Source organism: uncultured Lactobacillus sp. (assembly GCF_946477725.1).
Taxonomy (GTDB): Bacteria; Bacillota; Bacilli; order Lactobacillales; family Lactobacillaceae; genus Lactobacillus.
In genome coordinates this window covers 1-22,227 of sequence record NZ_CAMKZC010000015.1, presented here as the reverse complement: position 1 = coordinate 22,227, position 22,227 = coordinate 1, and the positions used below count along the sequence as shown (strand labels likewise).

At 34.0% G+C, this 22,227-nt stretch carries 20 protein-coding genes and 1 pseudogene; 17 read left to right on the top strand and 4 right to left on the bottom strand.

The annotated features are described in order from the left end of the window. Positions 1-70 precede the first annotated feature (70 nt). The 12 genes from Q0R51_RS06765 to Q0R51_RS06710 all read left to right on the top strand — a co-directional run bounded on the left by Q0R51_RS06765 (position 71) and on the right by Q0R51_RS06710 (position 13,437). Positions 71-1,129: a DUF871 domain-containing protein gene (locus Q0R51_RS06765; RefSeq protein WP_294757585.1), complete on the top strand. Its 1,059-nt coding sequence runs from the start codon at positions 71-73 to the stop codon at positions 1,127-1,129. A 180-nt stretch (positions 1,130-1,309) separates the two neighbouring features. After that, positions 1,310-2,281, top strand: a complete 972-nt coding sequence (locus tag Q0R51_RS06760) for a ribose-phosphate diphosphokinase (protein WP_122026427.1) — start codon at positions 1,310-1,312, stop codon at positions 2,279-2,281. Positions 2,282-2,444: 163 nt separating this feature from the next. Next, on the top strand, positions 2,445-4,046 hold the full coding sequence (locus Q0R51_RS06755; protein WP_294757583.1) for an ABC transporter ATP-binding protein: 1,602 nt from the start codon (positions 2,445-2,447) through the stop codon (positions 4,044-4,046). Further along, positions 4,036-5,619, top strand: coding sequence for an ABC transporter ATP-binding protein (locus Q0R51_RS06750; protein WP_294757581.1), 1,584 nt, complete (start codon positions 4,036-4,038; stop codon positions 5,617-5,619). The genes Q0R51_RS06755 and Q0R51_RS06750 overlap by 11 nt, the downstream gene beginning before the upstream one ends. Before the next feature lie 25 nt (positions 5,620-5,644). Continuing rightward, positions 5,645-7,249: an ABC transporter ATP-binding protein gene (locus Q0R51_RS06745; protein ID WP_294757579.1), complete on the top strand. Its 1,605-nt coding sequence runs from the start codon at positions 5,645-5,647 to the stop codon at positions 7,247-7,249. A 192-nt stretch (positions 7,250-7,441) separates the two neighbouring features. Beyond that, a complete protein-coding gene (locus Q0R51_RS06740; protein ID WP_198202525.1) occupies positions 7,442-8,470 on the top strand; it encodes an SIS domain-containing protein in 1,029 nt (342 codons plus the stop codon). A 66-nt stretch (positions 8,471-8,536) separates the two neighbouring features. Continuing rightward, the gene (locus tag Q0R51_RS06735; RefSeq protein ID WP_294757577.1) at positions 8,537-9,607 is read left to right on the top strand and encodes an SIS domain-containing protein; all 1,071 of its coding nucleotides are present in this window, start codon (positions 8,537-8,539) and stop codon (positions 9,605-9,607) included. Between the two features lie 2 nt (positions 9,608-9,609). Then, positions 9,610-10,029, top strand: coding sequence for a PTS sugar transporter subunit IIA (locus Q0R51_RS06730; RefSeq protein ID WP_046325429.1), 420 nt, complete (start codon positions 9,610-9,612; stop codon positions 10,027-10,029). Between the two features lie 13 nt (positions 10,030-10,042). Beyond that, complete coding sequence (locus Q0R51_RS06725; RefSeq protein ID WP_294757575.1) at positions 10,043-10,510, top strand: PTS sugar transporter subunit IIB; 468 nt, start codon at positions 10,043-10,045, stop codon at positions 10,508-10,510. 22 nt (positions 10,511-10,532) lie between these two features. Further along, positions 10,533-11,345 (top strand): PTS sugar transporter subunit IIC, encoded by an 813-nt coding sequence (locus Q0R51_RS06720; RefSeq protein WP_187156721.1) that lies wholly within the window; start codon positions 10,533-10,535, stop codon positions 11,343-11,345. After that, a complete protein-coding gene (locus Q0R51_RS06715; RefSeq protein WP_187156720.1) occupies positions 11,335-12,168 on the top strand; it encodes a PTS system mannose/fructose/sorbose family transporter subunit IID in 834 nt (277 codons plus the stop codon). Before Q0R51_RS06720 ends, Q0R51_RS06715 begins: the two co-directional genes overlap by 11 nt. Before the next feature lie 90 nt (positions 12,169-12,258). Beyond that, positions 12,259-13,437, top strand: coding sequence for an MFS transporter (locus Q0R51_RS06710; RefSeq protein ID WP_294757571.1), 1,179 nt, complete (start codon positions 12,259-12,261; stop codon positions 13,435-13,437). On the opposite strand, the gene Q0R51_RS06705 is transcribed toward Q0R51_RS06710, so the two are convergent. The 4 genes and pseudogenes from Q0R51_RS06705 to Q0R51_RS06690 form a co-directional block, all read right to left on the bottom strand. Beyond that, positions 13,434-14,171: a GntR family transcriptional regulator gene (locus Q0R51_RS06705; protein ID WP_294757569.1), complete on the bottom strand. Its 738-nt coding sequence runs from the start codon at positions 14,169-14,171 to the stop codon at positions 13,434-13,436. The two genes, Q0R51_RS06710 and Q0R51_RS06705, sit on opposite strands and share 4 nt — an antisense overlap. Then, positions 14,164-14,901 carry a GntR family transcriptional regulator gene (locus Q0R51_RS06700; RefSeq protein ID WP_294757567.1) on the bottom strand — a complete coding sequence of 246 codons (738 nt, stop codon included), beginning with the start codon at positions 14,899-14,901 and terminating at the stop codon, positions 14,164-14,166. The genes Q0R51_RS06705 and Q0R51_RS06700 overlap by 8 nt, the downstream gene beginning before the upstream one ends. A gap of 248 nt (positions 14,902-15,149) precedes the next feature. Next, positions 15,150-15,488: pseudogene (locus tag Q0R51_RS06695) on the bottom strand (UTRA domain-containing protein); the annotation flags it as partial. A 60-nt stretch (positions 15,489-15,548) separates the two neighbouring features. Next, on the bottom strand, positions 15,549-16,907 hold the full coding sequence (locus Q0R51_RS06690) for an HD domain-containing protein (RefSeq protein ID WP_294757566.1): 1,359 nt from the start codon (positions 16,905-16,907) through the stop codon (positions 15,549-15,551). A 197-nt stretch (positions 16,908-17,104) separates the two neighbouring features. Here Q0R51_RS06690 and Q0R51_RS06685 point away from each other — a divergent pair, with 197 nt between their 5' ends. The 5 genes from Q0R51_RS06685 to rpoE all read left to right on the top strand — a co-directional run. Beyond that, on the top strand, positions 17,105-17,950 hold the full coding sequence (locus tag Q0R51_RS06685) for a helix-turn-helix domain-containing protein (RefSeq protein ID WP_294757564.1): 846 nt from the start codon (positions 17,105-17,107) through the stop codon (positions 17,948-17,950). A gap of 521 nt (positions 17,951-18,471) precedes the next feature. After that, positions 18,472-20,076: an ABC transporter ATP-binding protein gene (locus Q0R51_RS06680; protein WP_294757563.1), complete on the top strand. Its 1,605-nt coding sequence runs from the start codon at positions 18,472-18,474 to the stop codon at positions 20,074-20,076. A 131-nt stretch (positions 20,077-20,207) separates the two neighbouring features. After that, entirely contained in the window at positions 20,208-21,398 is a 1,191-nt protein-coding gene (locus Q0R51_RS06675) for an MFS transporter (RefSeq protein ID WP_294757561.1), read from the top strand. Positions 21,399-21,510: 112 nt separating this feature from the next. Further along, positions 21,511-21,915 (top strand): DUF1934 domain-containing protein, encoded by a 405-nt coding sequence (locus Q0R51_RS06670; protein ID WP_294757558.1) that lies wholly within the window; start codon positions 21,511-21,513, stop codon positions 21,913-21,915. Between the two features lie 47 nt (positions 21,916-21,962). Then, positions 21,963-22,227, top strand: a 265-nt coding sequence (rpoE, locus tag Q0R51_RS06665) for a DNA-directed RNA polymerase subunit delta (RefSeq protein WP_294757556.1), incomplete at its 3' end; no start/stop codon positions are given.

Below are 22,227 nucleotides of genomic sequence, written 5' to 3'. Positions count from 1 at the left end.
TTTTCTAAATAAAAAATAGTATAATTGTACATGTAAGTGATTTCATATAAAGGAAGAGAATTAAATTACTATGCTAGGTTTTTCAATGTATCTCAACCGCGATTTTACGGCTGATGACTATAATTATCTGCTGGCAATGCGTAATGCGGGATTGACTACTGTTTTTACTTCATTGCATATACCAGAAGATGATCAAAAAGTTGTTTTGAAAAGATTAGCTGAATTAACCAAGTGGTGTCAAAATTTAGAAACAGATATCATTGCCGACGTTTCAGAGGAGGGACTAGAGCAATTAGGCATTGCACTAGATAACGAAAAGCAGATTAAAAGTCTGGGATTAACTGGCTTAAGAATAGATGATGGTGTGTCCTCAGCTACTATAGCCAAACTTTCGCAGAAAATGCCAATTGCTCTGAATGCCAGCACTATAAATGAAGATGACATCACAGCTTTACGAGAACACGGCGCCAGTTTTGAAAATTTACAAGCTTGGCATAACTTTTATCCTCGTCCGGAAACCGGCTTAGATGCAAAATGGTTGGCACAAAAAAATAATTGGTTACACCAAATGAATTTGGAGACGATGGCGTTTGTTGCGGGCGATGATATTCTGCGTGGACCTATTCATGCTGGATTGCCAACTCTTGAAAAACATAGAGGTGAGAATCCTTTAGCTGCCACACTGGAATTGAAACAGCTTGGTTGCGATCACGTCTTTATTGGGGATGGCTCTTTAACAACGAATATGATTGACTGTTTTAAAAATTACATTAAACAGCGGACTATTACACTTCACGTTGATGAAAACTTGCCTGAATTATTCAATTATGAATGGAGCAATCGTCCAGATGTTGCGCGAGATGTGATTAGGTTGACGGAGGGGCGCAGGCGTCAACTTTTTAACACAGAACCAGAGACAAAAGTAAGTTCACGTCCTAAGGGAACCATTACCTGTGATAACAAATTATATCTGCGTTATCAAGGTGAATTACAAATAACTAAGTGTGATTTACCAGCAGATAAGAAAGTCAATGTTTTAGGACGAGTGGTTCCTCAAGACTTACCGCTTTTGAATCAAATTGGTGCAGGCCAAAACATTATTTTTAGATCTATGAATGAACAAAAATAGCAGATTTTTGTTTGTTTAAATTTCTATGTTTACTTTGAAACTTATGCAATTTCCAAGATAATCTAGTATTCGGGGCTTGAATGTCACCAACTAAAGTTGAATAATAATAAAGGAAGTAACTTTTTCAGACAACTTTTGGTAAAATAATAAGTTGTTAACAAATTTAATACGGAGGAAATTATGTCTTATAAAGACAATATGATGCTGTTTGCCCTTAATTCAAATGTTCCGCTTGCCCAAAAAATTGCGGAGCGTGTGGGGGTGCCCTTAAGTAAGTCCAGTGTTCAACGCTTTAGTGATGGCGAAATTCAAATAAACATTGATGAATCAGTGCGGGGCAAAGATGTATATTTAATTCAGTCAACCAGTGTGCCGGTCAACGATAACCTAATGGAGCTGTTAATCATGATTGACGCTGTGCGCCGCGCCAGTGCGCAGACAATTAATATCGTAATTCCTTACTATGGCTATGCTCGGCAAGATCGCAAAACCAGACCCCGTGAACCAATCACTGCTAAACTAGTTGCTGATATGTTGCAAGAAGCTGGCGCAACTAGAGTTTTATCTCTTGATCTTCACGCCCCACAAATTCAAGGATTCTTTGACATTCCGGTTGATAACTTAATGGGTGCACCATTACTTGCTGATTACTTTTTAAGAAACAAATTGCATGAAAATGCTGTTGTGGTTTCTCCCGATCACGGTGGTGTAACCCGTGCTCGTAAATTAGCCGAGTTTTTAAAGACTCCAATTGCAATTGTCGATAAACGTCGTCCGCGGGCTAACGTATCTGAAGTAATGAATATCATTGGTAACGTGAAAGGTAAGCGTGCAATTATTATTGACGATATGATTGATACTGCTGGTACGATTACTCTTGCTGCTCAGGCTCTGATAGATGCTGGAGCTACCGAAGTTTATGCCAGTGCTACACATGCGGTTTTATCAGGACCCGCTATTCAAAGGTTAAATGATTCTCCGATTAAAAATTTGGTGCTAACTGACTCTATTAATCAACCAGTAGAAAAGAAATTGGAAAAAACTCTTCTAGTTTCGGTTGGCCCGCTTATTGGGGATGCAATTAAATGTATTCAAAAACACGAGCCTCTTAGTCCATTGTTTAATACTCGGTATGAAAAAGATAAACATTAATAGGTTAAAAAAGATAGAAGATCTGCTTGAAATAAGGCAGATCTTTTATTTTGAAAGAATTACCACTTAGTTTACTTTATTAACCTCTTAGTAAAATTCAATTGCTTTTGAAATAAAATTAAAGTTTAATAAAAACATACAAAAGATGAAAGGATAAAGGGTAATGTCACTGAAAGAACTTTTGAAAACTAATATTCCCCGTAGTGTATTTATTCTAATTATTTTCTTAGGTTATGCCATTTGTGGAACACTAGGAACATATCTTTTTAAATATGCAATTAATGATTTAACAAAGGGGCATTGGGACAGATTTGTGTTTTGGCTGGTTGTTGATTTTGTCATATCAATCTTTTCCGTTTTGCTTTTACCAGTAGGAACATTTTTATTTAATAAACAAATTCAAGAATGCTTGCATAATATTCGGGCAGAACTTATGCACCATTATTATCAGTCAAATACTTATAAAGTTTCCAATATTCAAAACCAGTTGAACAACAATCTCAAAATTTTAACTGATGATTATGCTACTCCCTGGATTCAGGTCTGGACTAATTTGTTAAGTATAATTATGGCAATAGGTACATTGCTTACACTTCACTGGTCATTAATTTTATTCGTTGCCATAGCAGCTGTCATTGTGCTGACATTACCAAAAGTAATGACTAAAAAGTTATCGAGCTCAACAGCTGAAGCGTCAAAGAAAAATGCCGAATTTTTAAATACAATTGAAAATTGGTTTTCTGGTTTGAGTGAATTGCGTCGTTATAGTGCGGGTGCTCGCTTGGACAGAGCACTTGGTCAAGATAGCAGAAAACTGGCAGCAGCCAATGTTAATAGAAGAAAAATCCAAGGAATTTCTATTAGTATTAATGGCTTGGGTAATGCTATTGGTCAAATTGGTGCAAGTTTATGGAGTGGGCTGCTATTTTTTGCACATATTATCACCTTAGGTGATTGGTTTATAGCGGGCAGCTTTGCTTCGACAATTTTTAATGGTCTCTGGTCAGTTATTAGCGCAATGACGCAGATGAGATCTACCAAAAAATTGCGTCAGGAAATTGCTCAATTGACAAAGCCAATATCTGGGAAGAAGCAAGGCACTAAAGTTTATGGCGTTGAATGTCATAATTTGAAGGTACAATATCAAAATGGTGAAAGTATATCCTATCCTGATTTTACTATCAACAAAGGTGATAAAGTCTTACTTTCAGGTGACTCAGGTACAGGTAAATCGACTTTATTCAAAGTTTTACTGGGACAACTTAAACCTGAAACAGGTGAAGTATTCTTTACTGCTAAAGACGGCACCAAAATATCACCTCAAAAAGCTCAACTGGGTTATGTAGCTCAGGATGCAACTCTTTTTCCTGACACTATTGCTAATAATATTACAATGTTTAACCGCAAATTGACTGGCAAACTAAAAGAAGTTACACAAAGAGTTCAGTTAGTGCCGGATTTAGCCAAGTTTCCAAAACAAATTAATACAACAGTTGATTTAGATCAAGGCAATTTATCAGGTGGGCAAAGACAAAAAGTGGTTTTAGCCAGGGCTGAAATTCATGAAGAACCATTTCTGTTACTTGATGAAGCAACTAGCGCAATTGACAGTAAAACTACCAATGAAATTATTGGTAACTTGCTCGATACTGATAAAACAGTTTTGATGATTGCACATAACTTTAGTCCTGAACTAAAAGGTATGTTTGATTATCAGATCCATTTAAAATCAAACAAAAAGCTGGGTAGTAAAAATGACAATTAAAGAATTTTACAAGACCAATCCTTTGCGTTTTATTGTTTTACTATTAATCAATATTAGTTTCTATGCTCTGCTAATTATTGGCACAGTATTCAGTATTATAGAAACTACGGCAATTCAACAGGGCAATTTTAAAATTTTTTTAATTACTATTTTATGTAGTTTTGTATGTGTAATGGCAGATTATTTAATGCAAGGTCTGACAAACTACCTTTTGTCTTGTCAAGAAGAACAGTATAATATCGCCATCAGAGCGAAAACTGTTAATCACTTTTATGAAGATCAAAAAGATCACACAGTGGCACAAGTTCAAAATCGGCTAACAAATGATGTAGTCCAAAGTCAGCAAAATTATATTACTCCCTTTTTTAGTTTAATTGGCGGAGTAGTCATCATAGTTTCTGCTGTTATATTATTGATTTCATTGCATTGGAGTTTGCTTGTTACTATTGTAATAATGGTGGTAATCTCTTTACTTTTACCCAAGCTGTTAGAGAAACCCTTGCAAAAGTCAATGCTTCGAATTTCTCAAAGTAACCAAAAATATCTCGATTGTCTGGAAAAATGGCTTAATGGACTTGCAGAAATACAGCGTTATTTTAGTGGGGCAAAACTATTTAGGGTAACAGGTAGCGCAGCTAAAGAATTAGAAGATGCCAATGTTAAGCAAAATGGTGTCATGCAATTATTAACTGTTATCAACGGCTTAGTGTCTGTGGCTTTTTCACTGATTTTATTTTTATTAGCCGGATATTTGTTTCAGCAAAAATTAGTAGTGTTTGGCGTCATTACCGCAGTAGGTAATTGCTTAAGCTACTTGAAACAAGGAATTCAGTTTATAGTAACTTCTTATGGGCAAATGAAGGCAACGGCATCTCTAAATAAAGAAATTGCTAAAACCGCAAAACCAGTAAGAAAAACTCAAACTGAAAAAATTGTGACTCCAGCAGCGATTAGCACATCTAATCTTAGTTTACAGTTTCCCAATGGTGAAAGTTTGCTCTTTCCTGATGTTAATGTGAAACCCGGTGAAAAAATACTATTAACTGGAGACTCCGGAGCTGGTAAGTCAACGTTGTTTAAACTCGTCTTGGGACAGATTAAACCAAGTTCTGGACAAATCATATTTAAAGATAAAGATGGTTCAAGGATTAACCCAGATATGAGTAAAATTGGCTATATTCCGCAAGACCCTGTGCTTTTTCCGGTAACTATTGCTGATAATATGACGATGTTTTCCGATAAATTAAAAAAGACACTGCCACAATTAGTTGAAAAAGTTCAACTTGCTGGCGATATTGCCAAATTTGATGAAGGTTTAAACCAAAAAATCAATTTAAATAAATTGAATATTTCAGGTGGTCAAAGACAGAAAATTGTTCTGGTGCGAGCATTAGTTCACCAAAGTGAAATTTTTTTGATTGATGAAGGAACCAGTGCTATTGACCAGCAAGCGACAATGCAAATTTTGCGGGAAATCACATCGAGTTCTGCTACAGTAATTTTTATTGCACACAGCTTTAATGATCAGATGAAAAAAATGTTTGACAGAGAAATTCACTTAACGAAAACATAAGGCAATAAAAAGGAAGTAACATATTATGACAATTAAAGACTTTTATAAGCAAAACCCTTTACGCTTCATGATACTAATTTTGATTACCGTTTTAGAGTGGACTTTACCAATTGTAACTACACAATTAATTATGCTTTTAACCACAGCAATTCAGCAACAGAAATTCCAACAGTTTTTAATTATAAATGTCATTTCATTTATGCCTTTCCTATTTCAATATATAATACAAGGATTGCATGCGTTCCTTCTATCAAAACAACAAGAGGAATTTAATTTTCATATCAGAAAAAGATCTGTATCTCACTTTTATGCGGATCAAAAAGAGCATTCTGTTGCTCAGATTCAAAATCGATTAACAAATGACCTGAATCAGAGCCAAGAAAACTATTTTGCACCATTTTTTAGTCTAATTGGTGGTGTTATTAATTTAGTATCTGTGGTTGTTCTGCTTATTTCATTACACTGGAGTTTACTTCTCACAATTATTTTGATGGTGGCTATTTCGTTAGTGTTACCAAAATTATTAGAAAAGCCACTACAAAATTCAATGACCAAGATATCAAAGAGTAATAATCAATATCTCGATTGCTTAGAAAAGTGGCTTAATGGCCTTGAAGAACTACAACGTTATTTTGCCGGAGGAAAACTATTTAAAGTAACTAATGATGCAGCTAAAGAGCTAGAAGATGCTTATGTCAAGCAAAATGGGGTTACGCAATTACTAAGTATAATTAATGGATTGGTATCAGTTTCTTTTTCATTAATTTTATTCTTACTAGCGGGTTATTTGTTCCAAGCTAAAATAGTAGCATTTGGTGCAATCACTGGAGTAGGCAATTGTAATTTCTACTTAAGGCAAAGTATTCAAATCATAGTTAGTCGCTATGGACAAATAAAGGGCTCCAAAACTTTAAATCAGGAGATTGCTCAAACGGCTGCGCCAGTTAAAAAAGAGCAAGCTAAAGAAGTAGCAACTCCAGCCTCACTTAGTACACGTGATCTTAGTTTACAATTTCCTAATGGTGAAAGTCTGATGTTTCCTGACATTAATGTAAGGTCAGGCGAAAAAGTACTTCTGACAGGTGATTCTGGGGCTGGAAAATCAACCTTGTTTAAACTCATTCTAGGACAAATCAAACCAACTTCAGGGCAGATAGTTTTTAAGGGCAAAGATGGTGCTGTGGTTACACCCGATATGAGTAAAATTGGCTATATTCCGCAGGATCCAGTGCTTTTTCCGGTGAGCGTTGCTGACAATATGACGATGTTTGTAGACAAATTAAAAAGCGCTTTACCGTCATTGGTTGAAAAAGTACAATTAGCGGGAGACATTGCCAAATTTGACGATGGACTAAATCAAAAGATTGACCTAAATAAGTTAAATATTTCAGGCGGACAAAGACAAAAAATTGTACTGGTACGGGCTTTAGTTCACCAAAGCGAAATTATCTTAATAGATGAAGGTACCAGCGCGATCGATCAAGAAGCGACCATGCAAATATTGCATGAAGTTACTTCAACCCCTGCTACGGTAATCTTCATTGCACACAACTTTAGTGACAAAATGAAAAGCCTATTCGATAGGGAAATTCACTTAGTTAAAAATGTTAAAGTAAAAGTTAAAGATTAAGAGAAGAAATTAATAAGTAGAAGACTAATTCAAAGCCAATTTTGAATTAGTTTTTTATTTTTAGCAAAATGAATGAAAGCGATTTTAAAAAAGTGTTGATTTATTTCTAAAAACTGGTACACTTAAAAGTGAAATCGGACTTATTAAATATCCAATTTTGTTTATCTTATTTTTTTACTTGGGAGGTAAAAAATGGAAACAGAAAAAGTAGAACTAATTAATTTTAACCCAGATGCCTATCTAAAAGACGGCGAAATGGTCTATTCCAAGAGGTCAGAAATTGAAGAGTTGGCTGATAAGCTAACCCAAGAGGGATATAAAAATATCTATCTGATGGGAATAGGCGGAACTGAGTTTGAATTGTACCAGTTTGCATATGCAGCCAATAGAATGTCAGATTTACCTGTTAAAGTGATTAATGCTGCGGACTTAAATGCAGTTCATCCACGTGATTTGACTAAAGATACAATTGTTATTACTGCAAGTGACAGTGGTAATACCCCAGAGATTATTGAAGCTGCACAGTGGTTGATAAAAGATAATATTAGACTAATTGCGTTTACTAAAAAGAGCGGTGAATTAGGTGGAATGGCACCAACTGTGATCGAAGTAAATGGCTCAACAGGTTCTGGACAAAACTACTATATGGCAGAAGCTATGTTAGTTTACAGCTTGCTTTATAAACATGGTGATTTTCCAGACTACCCTCAGTTTGCTGATCAACTGAAAAATGTCTTTAAGGATTTGCTGGACATCAGAAAGAAATTCGAACCAAAGGCTGATGAGATTGCTCATAAATGTTACAAGGCTCCTTACACTATTTTCACCGGTTCAGGAGCTTTGTGGGGTGAAACTGAATTATTCGCTGAGTGTCTGCTTGAAGAAATGCAATGGGTAAGAACACGCCCAATTACTAGTGCTAAATTCTTCCATGGTACTCTGGAACTAGTTGAAAAAGGTGTACCAGTTTTCATTGTCGAAGGTGAAGACGAATTCAGAAAGCAAGACGTTCGTGTACAACGTTTCTGTGAAAAGATTGGCGCTGAACATTATGTAATTGATACAAAAGAATATAGTTTAAGTGTTGATGATAAGTTTAGACATTTGGTTATTCCATGGATTGTTAACTCTCTATTAACAGACAGATTAACAAATCACTACCAAGTTTATACAAAGCATAATAAAAACTACAGAAGATATTATCGTCAATTCGAATATTAGTATGATAAAAAGACGGGATACTTGTGTATCCCGCTTTTTGTTCAAATTTTTAGTTTGGAAGTGAATATGATGAAAATGCTGGATTATGTTAAAGCGTCACCACAAAAAGTTAAAGCTAACATTAATGATAAAGAAAGTTTAGTTACACCATTAGTAAAACTTTTTTGTGATCAAAATTTTGTAAGCGTTATCATAGTAGCGTCTGGATCCTCTATGAATGCTGCAAAAATGGCACAACCATATATGGTTAAACGTTTAGGATGTCCTGTATCGGTAATAACTCCTGAATTGTTTGAACTGATAGGACCAATTGATTTTAACAAAACATTCGTATTCTTTATATCTCAAAGTGGGGCTTCCACCAATATTCTGCATGCGATGACTTATATGAAAGAGTTTAGTCACCAAACTATTTTATTAACAGGTAATGTTCATAGTCAGGCTGCTGGTAATGCTGATTACGTAATTGATTATGGTGTAGGCGTAGAAACAGTTGGTTATGTGACTATTGGTTTGTCTACCTTAATTCTTTATTTAGCCCTTTTTGCAAATGAAGTTGCTATTAAAGGTGATCGTGAACATAACTCTGATGATGAATTTATCCAATTAGCTAATGTTATGTCTAGCACAGTAGATAAGGGAATTGATTTTGTCAATGAGCACTTCCTGGAGCTTGCTGAAATGGGTCCAACGTTTATTTGCGGTAATAATATGAACCTGGGTGTTGCCAGAGAAGCTGCTCTTAAATTCCAAGAAACTTTGAAAATTCCTACGATGCATTATGAAGTTGAAGAATTTATGCATGGACCAGATATTCAGTTAAGCCCAAAATACACGGTGTTTTTAATTGATAATCTGCAACATAGCTCACGAATTTCTAGTATTTATGAAAAACTAGCTGTAGTAACTTCAAGAAGATACTTGATCACGTTTGGCAGTGAACCAAAAGAGCAAAATGTTATTAATATTACCAAGCCGGTGATTATAGATTTGTGTTCTATGGCTGTAATACCATTTTTCCAAGTTATTGTTGCCTCTATGATGCCCGCACTGAGTACGGAAAAATCTCATCCATTGGCAGATAAATTTATGAACGCAATTACTACTAAAAATTATAGTCAAAATAACAAGGAGTAAAAATGGTTCAAGTATTGATATGTACGCATGAAGAGATGGCTGTTGGCGTGAAAAAGACAGCGGAATTCATTATGGGTCCGCAAAAAAATTTACATGCTATAGCAGCTTATACTGATGAACATTTAGATTATCAAAAAATGATTGCTGAGTTTTTAGCAAAACATTCTTCTGAGCCTGTTGTTGTGCTAACAGATATCCTTGGTGGTAGCGTTAATACAACATTAGGGAAAATGTTAGATCAATACCAGAATCTGCATATCATCTCGGGAGTCAATTTACCAATGATAGTGCAACTATTATTGTCAAATGAAAAAACCTTGGATGAAACAATCCAAAAGACAATTGCAGAAGCAAAAAATGGGATTCAGTATGTAAATCAAACACTCACTAAACAAACGAGTAGTTTAAGTGATGATTTCTAAGGGGATGTTTTAAATGATTAAAATGATCAGAGTTGATTACCGTCTATTGCATGGCCAAGTCGCTGTGTCATGGACAGGAACTCTTGGGGCTGATGCACTCTTGCTAGTTAGTGACACTTTGAAAAATGATAGGTTAAGATTGCAAATGCTTGCTTTGGCTAAGCCCAGTGGTGTCAAGGTAGTAGTAAAAGACACACAAGGTGCAATTGATGTCATCAAGAGTGGCAAAACCGATCGCTACAGTCTATTCATTATTTGTGAAACTGTTGAAATAGCGGCTAAGTTAGCTCGTGAATTTAAGATTAAATCGGTTAATTTGGGCAACATCTCATTTGGTGACGGCAAACAAAAGATTAGCAAGAGTATTTATATTAATGAAGACGAAAAACGAACAATTAAAGAATTAATTGATGAAGGGGTTGATGTCTTTATACAAATGGTACCTACAGAAAATAAGATTGAGGCTAAAAACGTAATTTAGAGCGGTAAAGGAGATGTTCTAAATGATTTTAAAAACATTTTTGATTTTCATTGTGGCTTTAATTGGCTATAGTGATGCTTTTACTGGTACAAGTTTAGTTCAACGTCCATTAGTTATGGGGATGTTAACAGGACTTGTATTGGGCGATTTAAAAGACGGCATTATGATGGGCGGTGCCATGGAACTGGCCATGGTAGGTTCAGTTTCCATTGGTGCTTATATTCCGCCTGACATGGTTTCTGGAACTATTTTAGGAACTGCTTTGGCAATTCAAGCACATGCGGATTCAGCTGCTGCTTTAACATTAGGTATTCCAATTGCCACTATAGTATTGGCCTTGATAACTGCAATTGGTCAGCCACTAAAGTTGATTTTTGTTCACAGAATTGATAAAAACGCCCAAGATGGAGATACTAAGGCAATTGCACGTAATATGATTCTTGGTGGTTATGCTGGTAAATTACCAGGCTTAGTTATTGTGCCAACAGCATTTTACTTTGGTCAACATGCGGTTACTACTTTACTCAGCAATATGCCAAAATTTATCTCGACGGGGATGACTATTGCTTCAGGGTTACTGCCAGCATTAGGATTTGCTATGTTAGCACAAATGATAATGAACAAGAAAGTTGCTGTGTTCTTTTTCATTGGTTTCTTCATGGTTGCTTACGGAAACTTGTCAACAACAGGTGTAGCTTTATTTGCTGCTTTAATCATCATTGTAATGTACATCTTTGTTGAGAGAAAAGATGATAAGAAAGGTCAAGCTACAGCCACTGAACCCGCCACAGGACAAGCAACAGAAGAACAAGGAGATGGTTTCGATGAGTTTTAAAATACAGCCTGAATATAAAGGTAAAATAACTAAAAAGGATCTACAAAAAGTATTTTGGCGCAGTATTCCAACAGAACATTTGTGGAACTACGAAAGAATGATGAATGTTGGCTATACTTTTGCCATGATTCCAATCTTAAAGAAACTTTATCCTAAAAAAGAAGATTTATCAGCTGCATTGACGCGAAGTCTAGAAGTTTATAATGTTACTCCGTATATTATTACTTTACCAGAAGGCATTGCTACTGCTATGGAAGAGCAAAATGCGAGTGATCCGAATTTTGATACGCAATCAATTTCGGCCGTAAAACTTGCTATGATGGGACCTTTATCAGGAGTTGGTGATGCTTTCTTCTGGGGAACATTAAGAATACTAGCTACTGGTGTTGGTACTTCCTTAGCAATGCAGGGAAATATATTGGGACCTTTACTTTTCTTGATAATTTTTGATGTACCACATTTTATAATCAGATATGTCATGACTTTTTTAGGATATGGTCTTGGTTCAAACGTGATTGATAAACTAAAGAAGTCCGGTATTATGGATAAGGTTATGGAATATGCTTCAATCATGGGGATCATGGTTGTTGGTGGCATGACGATGAGCATGTCAAAAATTAACTTTATTACAAAAATAGGTTCCGGTAAGGGCGCCCAGACGATCCAAGGACTACTTGATGGTATCGCCCCGGGACTAGGTGTCTTAGCACTATTTGGTGTGATGTATTGGATGCTTAAGAAGAAAATGAATCCATTACTGATTATGTTGATTGTCTTAATCGTAAGTATAGCAGGAGCTTACTTTAATATATTAGGAGTCTAACTAATATTTAATTTAAGAATCATCAAAAAGAAATGAGATTAAATAAACTCATTTCTTTTTGTTTTTTAAATAAAAAACAGGGTGAAAAAAGTGTTAAAAAAAAGACAGTCTATTTCTTTAAAGTGGCTACTTCTTGGTGTTTTAATTACTAATACTGCAATGAGTTTTATTTGGCCTTTAAACACAATTTATATCCATGAAACATTACATAAAAGCTTGGTAATTGCAGCATCCGTCCTATTTTTAAATCAGTTTGCCACTATGTTAGGTAGTTTGATTGGTGGAAAATTGTTTGATAGCTGGAGTCCATACTATTCTATTTTACTAGGGATAGCTCTAAATATATTTGCCTTAGGCGGACTTATCTTTTTTCATGCTTGGCCGGCCTATGCTTTATTGCTCATTTTGTCTGGTCTTGCAAACGGTATTTCTGTAACTTGTGAAAATTCTTTGGCGACTAGAGTCGGAAATCATCGTTCCAGCTATGTATTTAACCTCTTATACTTTGCGTCAAACTTTGGTTTAGTTTTTGGAACGCTCACAGTCGGATATATTATGCCTTTGGGAATTGGCTACGTATTTGCCATTGCAACAATAATTCAAATATTATTTTTAGTGGTAGCTGTTATTAATTATAATATTCAGTTTGACCAAACAATGGGCGACAGAAAGCAAGCAATAAAAAAGGGAAAATTAACACCCAAGATTTTAGGCGCTCTTGTCATGGTTTTAGTTTGCTGGCTCATTTATGAACAATGGCAGAGCAATCTTTCAACTTTTATGGTAGAAAAAGGCTTTAAAGTTAAAAGTTACAGCTTTCTCTGGACATTTAATGCAATTCTGATCGTCCTATTTCAACCTGTTGTTACTCATTTTGATGAATTATTGTTAAAACATATTAGAGGACGATTAAATATAGGTATTTTATTATTGCTGGCATCATTTGCACTTTTATTATTACCTTTTAAAGACAATTACGGCTTCTATGTGACATCAATGTGTTTACTCACACTAGGAGAGATATTGCTTTTTCCAGGGGTTGCCAGCTTTGTAGACATTGAATCACCCAAAAATTTAACTGGTTATTATCAGGGCAGAGTTCAAATGTTTAGCGCTCTAGGTAAAGCAATAGGCCCACTGTTTGGAGCTCTGATTATTGATAATTCCAATTACGAATTTTTATTCTTAATCTGTATATTAATGGCTTTATTTGCTTTGGTTATTTTTTCCTGGCCGGGATTTGCTATTTCAAAAAAATATAAAGTCTAATTGCTGAGGTTTACATGATAACGGATTGACCCTTCGTTTGCAATGACGTAGCTTTCAGTGTATTCAATGATATCCTGATTTTGATCGGCGGTTGAATAGCAAGATTTGAAAACAAATGAGTTGGTACTAATTTGTAATAATTTTGCTTCTTCAGGCATTAAGGTTTCGAGTTGCTGATAAGTTTGATGTGCCTTTAAAAAATGTCCCATGCTTTCAATATAATCGTATAAACCGATATTATTAAAATCAATTTGATAAAAGTTAGGGAAGAACTTTCCCGGAACAAAGGAATTTTCAAGTGCAAAGGGTTTGCCACAATGTAACTTTAACCGTTGAACCCCATAAACGGGCTCAGTTTCATTAAGAGCTAATTTTTGCCGTAAAAATTTTGAATCAATATTAGTAAAAAATTTAATTTGTTTGTTTGTGATAATAATTCCTTTAAGAGACATTGAATTGGTCAGGGAACGGGAACTGTCAAATGAAATATTAAAGCGTTGGTCAATACCACTGACGACGAAAGTTCCTTTTCCCAGTTTTCTCACTAATAACCCGTGTTCAACTAAGGAATTGATAGCACGCTTTGTGGTAGTCCTGCTTATTTTATAGTGTTCAGCTAGTTCACGCTCACTAGGTATTTTTTGCCCCGGTAAATACTCTTGAGTTCTAATTTTTTCGTATAAAAGGTGTTCAATTTGTTCGTATAAAGGAGCTTTATAAGAAATTTTATTCATTAAATGTACCAAGTTTTTCACTTATTATCTGAGACGGCATAATACTTACCGTATTTTTGGCGTCACTATATTGTTCTATAAAAAAACAAGTCTGATTGCTTGTAGTGGTAAATGTAGTTTCAACAGATAGCAAAGGATCCTGCACTTTGACGTGAAGAGCTTTAGCAATTAGCTTATCAGCAAAACAGAAGTTTAAAGTAACATCTGCATCTTGCGCCGTTTGCAGTTTTTCCTTAATTTTATTGAAGATCATTTCTTCACTACTCATTGAAAAACCGTTGTCAATTGGCAAAAAGATTCTATAAACTACATAACCGTTTGATTCTTTTTTAACAGATCTGAGAGTTATTAGTAGAATTTTTGTTCCCAATAACACCTTTAATTTTTCAGAAAGCTCTTTGTCGGTGTCGATAAATTTATGTCTCAGTATTTCATATTTGGTGTCATGTTGAGAAATATTAAGGTAATCAAGTTTATTTGAAAAAGAATTAATCAAATTTAAAAGAGGTTCATGTTTACGGTAGTTAACAAAGTAACCTGCTGCCGGTTTGCGAGAGATCAACCCCTGCTTTTCCAGTCTTTTTAAAGCCATTCTGGCAGTTCCGCGAGACACTGAATAATTTTTGGCTGTAGTACGTTCAGTCAATTTTTGTTCATATTTAATGAAGCCTTGTTCAATTTGGTATTGAATATCTTTAGCTATCAATTCTTCTTTCTTTATAGCCGACAAGATAGCCACTCCTTAGATAGATTAATTCGGAATTAATTGAAAACATTTAGTTATATTTAAAGTAATTTTATCAAATTTATTTTGATATAGATGTGACGTGTTGATAAATTATTAAAAAAATTACTTCTTTATAATGCAAAATTTATTATATCATGATTGAAAAAACTATTGTGTCAATAAGTTAGCCAGTGAACAACTTGTGTATTGTTAAAAAAGCCTTATTTCGTTTTAAAAGCGAGATAAGGCTTTTAATTGTTTGAGCCATTAAATCTATATGCATATAAGTCAGGGTTATAGTATGAAACAAATACTCCTAGAGGTACCCGCTTACCAGATATGGAAATTGTATCAACGTTAGCTAAAGTTTTTAAAAGAAAGTCAACACTCAAATGTAATTGGCTTTGTTGCTCTTTTGTTGCTTTAACTGCGTTAATTTCAGCGTAGTTCTCAATTAGTGGTAACTTACATTTTTTCAAATATTGGTATAGAGACTTGTTCAAAAGAGCCAAATCAATATTTTGCATTATATCGAAATTTAAATATTCTTCATTAATAGCTATAGGCTGATTATTACCTGTTCTAAGTCTTTTTAAATAATGAAATTTTCACCTTTTTGTTAAATTGGAAGAATAATTTATGAATATTTTTTATTTTTTAGGCTTTCTTATATATCTTAACGCACCATTTTTAACGTAGCGTTGAAATTTTTGGTATAAAGGGTCAAAAATTTGGGGTTCATCACTATTTGACATCATGATTTTTGGGAAAAAGAAACGCTCATCACCTTGAAGTGTGCCATTTAGTGATCTTACAAGTGGACTTAATTGTGACAATTCAATCAATTGTCCGTCATCCTGCATGATTTCAATTTGACTGTTGGCATTTTTGCCTGATGGCTTATAAGCATCGTATGGCTCGTCAAAAGCCGAATTGGTATCTGTATAATAGTTTGGATCAAAACCCGCTTGTTTAATCAAATCTTTCAGTTTGGGTAGTAAATTTTTGGTTTCCTGATCAATACAAATACTAGCTAAGGGTTGTCTAAAAAGATAACGTTTGGTTAGATCCGCCAAAATTGGGTCACTAACTTTAGTCCACATTGAAAAATTAGTTTCCATTACGCCATCATCTAGCTTCAAATAATCATCAAGCGTCCAGTCATTGGCTAAAAATTTGGCTAAACTTGGTGTTACTGGCAAATTACCCTGCTGGTAAATAATTTTTGCTCTTTCAAGTAAATGTTGTAAAATTACTTCCATTGAACGACCAACTCTATGAAAGTAAACTTGTTGATACATTTGATAACGGGAAACAATATAATCTTCAACAGCATGCATACCAGCCATTGTGAAGCAAATTCCTTCATTGTAGGGACGAATTTCCTGTAAAATTCTTGATAAATCGAATTTACCATAAGTAACGCCAGTAAAATAAGCATCACGCTGCAAATAGTCCATTCTGTCAGCATCTGCCTGACTGGATATCATTTTTACCACTTGCGGATTAGGATAAGTTTTGGCAATTACGCTTGCTACAAGGGATGGGAAATTGGGTGAAACGGATCTCAAAACCTGATTAATTTCGGTATCTGGATCAGTGATAATTTTTTGACCGATTTTTTCGTGATTTGTACCAAAAAGATGCTCGAAAGTATGTGAATAGGGGCCATGACCAATATCATGCAGTAGTCCCGCACATTCAACTAAAAGTCTGTTGTTATCGTCCCAGAGACCATCGCCTGAGCGTTGAGAAGGATATTTTTTGGCAAAAATATTACAAATTCTGCGTGTCAGTTCATAGACACCTAAATTATGTTCAAAGCGCGTATGAGTTGCACCAGGAAAAACATATGAGATTGGCCCGAGTTGCTTTATTCTCCGCATACGCTGAAATTCTTTGGCTTTTAAAATATCAAGTATTACTTGATCTTCAATATGGATGTATTCATGAACCGGATCTCTTAAAACTACTTCTTTTTTGAGTTTTTGGCTGTAGAAATTTGGCATATAAAATCCTCGAAAATTACTAGATTAGTCTTTAAAGGCTATTTGATACCTAAATTATAACAAACTTAAGCCTTTTAGTTTAATACAGTTGCCGTTAATATTATTTTTATTAAAATTAAATAATGAGTTTTGCCAGTTGTGGCAAAACTGTTCATAATTATAAAGGCACTAATATTATTAAATAGATAGGAGATCATATGAACTATATAGGCAATAAATTAAAAGCCTTACGTCAAGAATTAGGTTTAACTCAAACAGAAATGGCAGCGGGTGTAATTTCCGTTTCCTTTTATTCAAAAGTCGAGCGAGGCTTAAATGACATCGGTGTAAATGATTTTCTGGAAATTTTGAAAAATCATGACGTTACTCCTGTAGATTTTTTTGGTAATTATAAAAAGAATAAAAAAAACAGAAAAAAAGTAACAGTTTTAATGAATGAACTTGTAAAAGCGGCTAATGAAGACAATGACAATAAAATAAATAGCTTGATTGAAGATTTTGAAACAATAAGTCCTAAAACTCCATTCGTTAGCTCATTAATATTGCAGGCTAAAATTATTTTAAATACACATAATAGTAATGCGCTGAATAAACTTACTGATATTGAAAAAAAGAAAATAAAACAAATTGTTTTTCAAAAAGACACTGATGAAAACGATTATTTACGTTTAGTGCTTATAGCCAATGTTATACAAGTTTATAAAATTGATGATGCTTTTTTCCTAATTAAAAGTATTATCAGACGTTATAAAAATGTTGATAATTTGAGTAAAAAAATAGTAATTGCCTTAAGCTCATTAATGATTAACTATATTGATTGGTGTATAAGAAAAGGGAGATCTAGTTTTTGTTATATAGCTATAAGTTATATTAGAAGCTTGCCAAATTATGTTGAGATTAGTTTTTCAAAAATTTTATGCGAATATTATGAGGATATTTTAGAAAAGAATGATGAAAAAGCCAAAAACGTATTGAGTATTTTAGTCGCTGCAGGATATGGTGAAAATGTAAAAAGGATGGCAAAAAGTGATTTTCAAATATGACAATACAATTGTTTATTTTTTTAGTAGCGATAACATAAAGGTATGTATTTATTAATCTAAATTAAAAGGAGAGAATATAATGGATTTGTTAAGAAATGTAATCATTATAATTACTGATTTATAATAAATAAAATTAAATTTTTAAAACATATTGTAATTCTTTTGTTTTAAGTTAATTGGTTAAATAATTATAGGAGTTAAAGCTGTTATTTGTAATTGTCATTAAGTTGACCGTTTTAATAATAAGCGTTTAGCTCTTTTTATTTTATTCACATTTCTTAAGTTATTCTAATATTTTAGATTTATTTTTAAAAACTGCTGTTTCCTATGAGTACATGATTTCCAAACCTAAAAGAGTTCCAAAAGTTCATTAACTTTCGGAGCTCTTTATGTTTCCTAGCATTTTTTACAAAAATAATTTATTATTAAATTATTATGTTAAAATGAAGCGAAAGTAGTTTTTAATAAAAATATTTAATTTTTGTTTTAGACACAAGGCTTTGTGCCAGGAGAAAAATCTTATGAAAAATTTGTTTAAATACGTTAAACAAGAACCGGCAAAAGTAACTTTGGTAGTAATTCTCCAACTAATTTGCTCAGCTTTTCGGGTTCTTAATTCACTAATTAATGTTTTCATTTTAAATAGTTTGATTAAACTTGATTTTCAGGCTTTTTTTAAATATATTTTGCTCAATATCTTATTATTTTTAGTAATGACCGTATTCTTAATTAGTGAACAAGTATTGAGCGTAAAAACGGTGCAGTTTCTTAGCTTAAGGCTACGCCAGGATATTATTGAACACTTGGAAGATTATTCAGTTTCACAGTTTGAAAAGCATGATACTGGAGTATACACATCATGGCTGACTAATGACATGAATTTAATTGAAGAAAATGGTTTTACTAATCTATTCTCAATGGTACAAATTTTTGGTGATTCCATCTTTTCTCTAATTGCATTGATAAAATTTAATTGGACTTTTCTGCCTCTGGTAGCCATTTTGACCCTTTTTACTTTAGGATTACCTCAGCTTGTGCGAAAGAAAGTCGCTAGCAGCAACTTCACTACTAGTAAGGAAAATGAAAAAGTGGTTAATGTAATTAATGATTGCTTACAAGGGTTTGCTACTTATAATATTTTCACTGCGGAACAGCAAATAGAAAAGCGTATTACCGATGCTATAAAAAAATTAATTGGGGCGAAAGTACGACAAGCAAAGTATAGCTCATATAATGGCAGTATAGCTGGGGCCAGCAATGTTATCAGTCAAGTAGCTATTCAAGCTTGGACAGGTTTTCTGATTTTAGAAAAGCAGGTAACTATTGGGGTAATTAATTCATCTACTTCGCTTGCCTTTAATGTTTTTAATTCATTAGCGGTTATTGCACCGATATTGACTGAATTGCAGGCACTCAATCCGATTTTTAGCAAATATCAATTAGACGAACCACTTAAGTCTCATACTCAAGGCGGTAGTAAAATTGCTGACATTAATATTACAGCTAAAAATTTACAAATTGCTTATCATCCAGGTAAGCCAGTATTTAAAAAGCCATTCAACTTTACCATTCATGATGGTCAAAAAATTGCTGTTGATGGAGAATCAGGTAGTGGTAAGAGTACGCTATTAAAAATTTTAGCTGGTAGGTTGACCGATTACACAGGTGATCTTCAAATAGACCAAACTGAGATTAAAAACATTGATAATAATGCATTACGGTCTAACATTGTTTACATTGATCAAACAGCATATCTTTTTAATGATACAGTGCGCTATAATCTGGAACTTGGCCAGCATTTTACTGACGAAGAAATAAAATCTGCATTGGAAAAGGCTGATCTATGGGATTTTGTCAGCACTTTGCCGCAAAAATTAGATACCCCAGTTGGCGAAGGTGGCGCTAGTTTATCTGGTGGGCAAAAGCAACGTTTGGCTTTAGCTCGAGGACTATTACGTAACCGTAAGTTATTCTTATTGGATGAATCGACTAGCAGCTTAGATAAAGCAGGAGCTATCAAAGTTGAAAATGACTTTTTAAATCAACCTAAGATTACTGTTGTGTTTGTTAGTCATCAGTTACATGAAGAAAATAAAGATAAGTTTGACCAAATCATAACTGTTTAACTTATTAAAAGTAACTCTTTTGTAAATCTAACATAAAACGACTCGGAACCATTTAAAAACAAGCGATTATTTATTTTAAGCACTTAATATAAAACGATATCATTAACAAGCTAAGCTTTAGAGGAAAAATCATGTTAGAAAAAAGACCGTACTTACTTTCCCGATTAGTCAGTGGTTTAGGCAACTCACTTTTTGGTATGGTATTTATTTGGTGGATCCAAATACAATCTAAGAGTTCATCTGTTGTTGGTATTACCAATGCCATTTTCACAATAACTGCAGCCCTTTCTATTTTTTATGGGCCATTCATTGACAATCATTCTTTCAAGAAAACCAGTATTTATTCAATGGTGATCCAAGTAGTCCTACTTTTTATGTTAACAGCTGCAATGATTTACTTTAATAAATATTACGCTTTTGCCATTATTATTGCTGGGCTTCTGTCCATTTGTGATGAGTTTTTTGGTCCCGCTGATCGGGCTATTTTAAAAGAATCTGTGTTAGACGAAAGCGAAATGACCAGTATCATTTCCCAGATTAATATTGTTGATCAGCTAGTCAATGTTGGTGGTACTGCACTTTCTGGCGCATTACTGGCCTTTTTGTCAAGTGGAGATATTATTTTAGCTTGTTCATGCTTAAGTTTGCTGGGACTTTTATTATTAATTAGAGCCCTAAGAAATATTCCTGTTCATAATGTAGTTAAGGAAAAAGAAAATAAAGATGAAGGCTTAACAAAATATTGGCAAAAAATTCTCAACGCTTACCGCTACATAAAGGGAAACAGCTTTTTGTTTCACTATCTTTGGTCCAGCGTACTATATTCATTTGCACAACCTGCACTGATCCTGATTTTGCCTCGGATAGCTGCAAAGGCAGGACAACCGGCACTTTATAGCACATTTTACATTTGTATACTGGTAGGAATAATTCTTGGTGCTGTCATCGGTGGCAAAATGAAAGCCAAAATTAAAACAATTGGTTGGGCCTGGATTATTAGCGCTATACCTATCATTATTATGCTCTTTTTCTTAAAGAATATGGTTATGCTTTGTATCCTGCTTTTCCTGTTTGGCCCTGCAACCAGTATTCATAATGTCCTTGAAGAATCTATTATTCAAACTTCGACCTCTGATAATTATTTAGGACGAGTTTTGACAACTATCAGGACGTTTGCCAATATTGGTGGACCGATTTCGTCAGTTGTTGCCGGAGTAATTCTTGATCATCTTGGTGAAAAATTTATTGTTGTTATTAGTACAAGCCTGATTATAATTGGTGGTATAAATATTTTGCTGTCAGCACCTAAAAAAACTAATTAGTGGTGTTAAAAAATAATTTGTTTTATAATAATTTCTGCTAAAATTAAGAAGGATGTTAAATTATATTAGCTAATCGTGATGGTTGGCTTTTTTATTACAAAGAATCAGATAGATGACTAAAGTAAAAATTGATTTTACTAGTAGAATAACTCAAGGAAAAGAAAGCGAAACTTTTACTAAGAAATGCCAAGGAGAACTAATTGAATCAGGTGAAACTACCAGAGTTTCATACTTGGAAGATGGCCAGGTACCGGTTAAAATACTGATTAGAGAAAATAATGTGATTATTAGGCGTGGCAGTGACCAGAATAATTACTCGCAGTTACATTTTATAGTTGGCGAACGTAAAGATTGTCGCTATGTGGCACAAGGCTATCAAATGGATCTGCAAAGTACAACTGAATTTATTAAATTTTTTGCTAAAAATAATAATTCCCATGAACTTCAGATTGAATATAACCTTTACAGTGGTCTATACTTAATAGGTAATTATACCGTCACATTGATTTTTACATGAACGCCTAGTAAAATAAAAAAGACTGTTTAAAAGAGAGGAATACAATTGTGGGATTAAACGACTTTAAAGACAAAAATCGCAATGAATTATCAATGATTGAAGTTGCTCGCGCAATTTTAGAGGATAACAATAAGAGAATGGCTTTTGCAGATATTGTTAACGCTGTGCAAAAGTACTTAGGTGTGAGCGATGAAGAAATAAGGGAACGTTTGCCCCAATTCTATACTGACATGAACACCGATGGTGAATTTATTTCAATGGGTGAAAATGTGTGGGCTCTTCGTTCATGGTTCCCATATGAATCTGTAGATG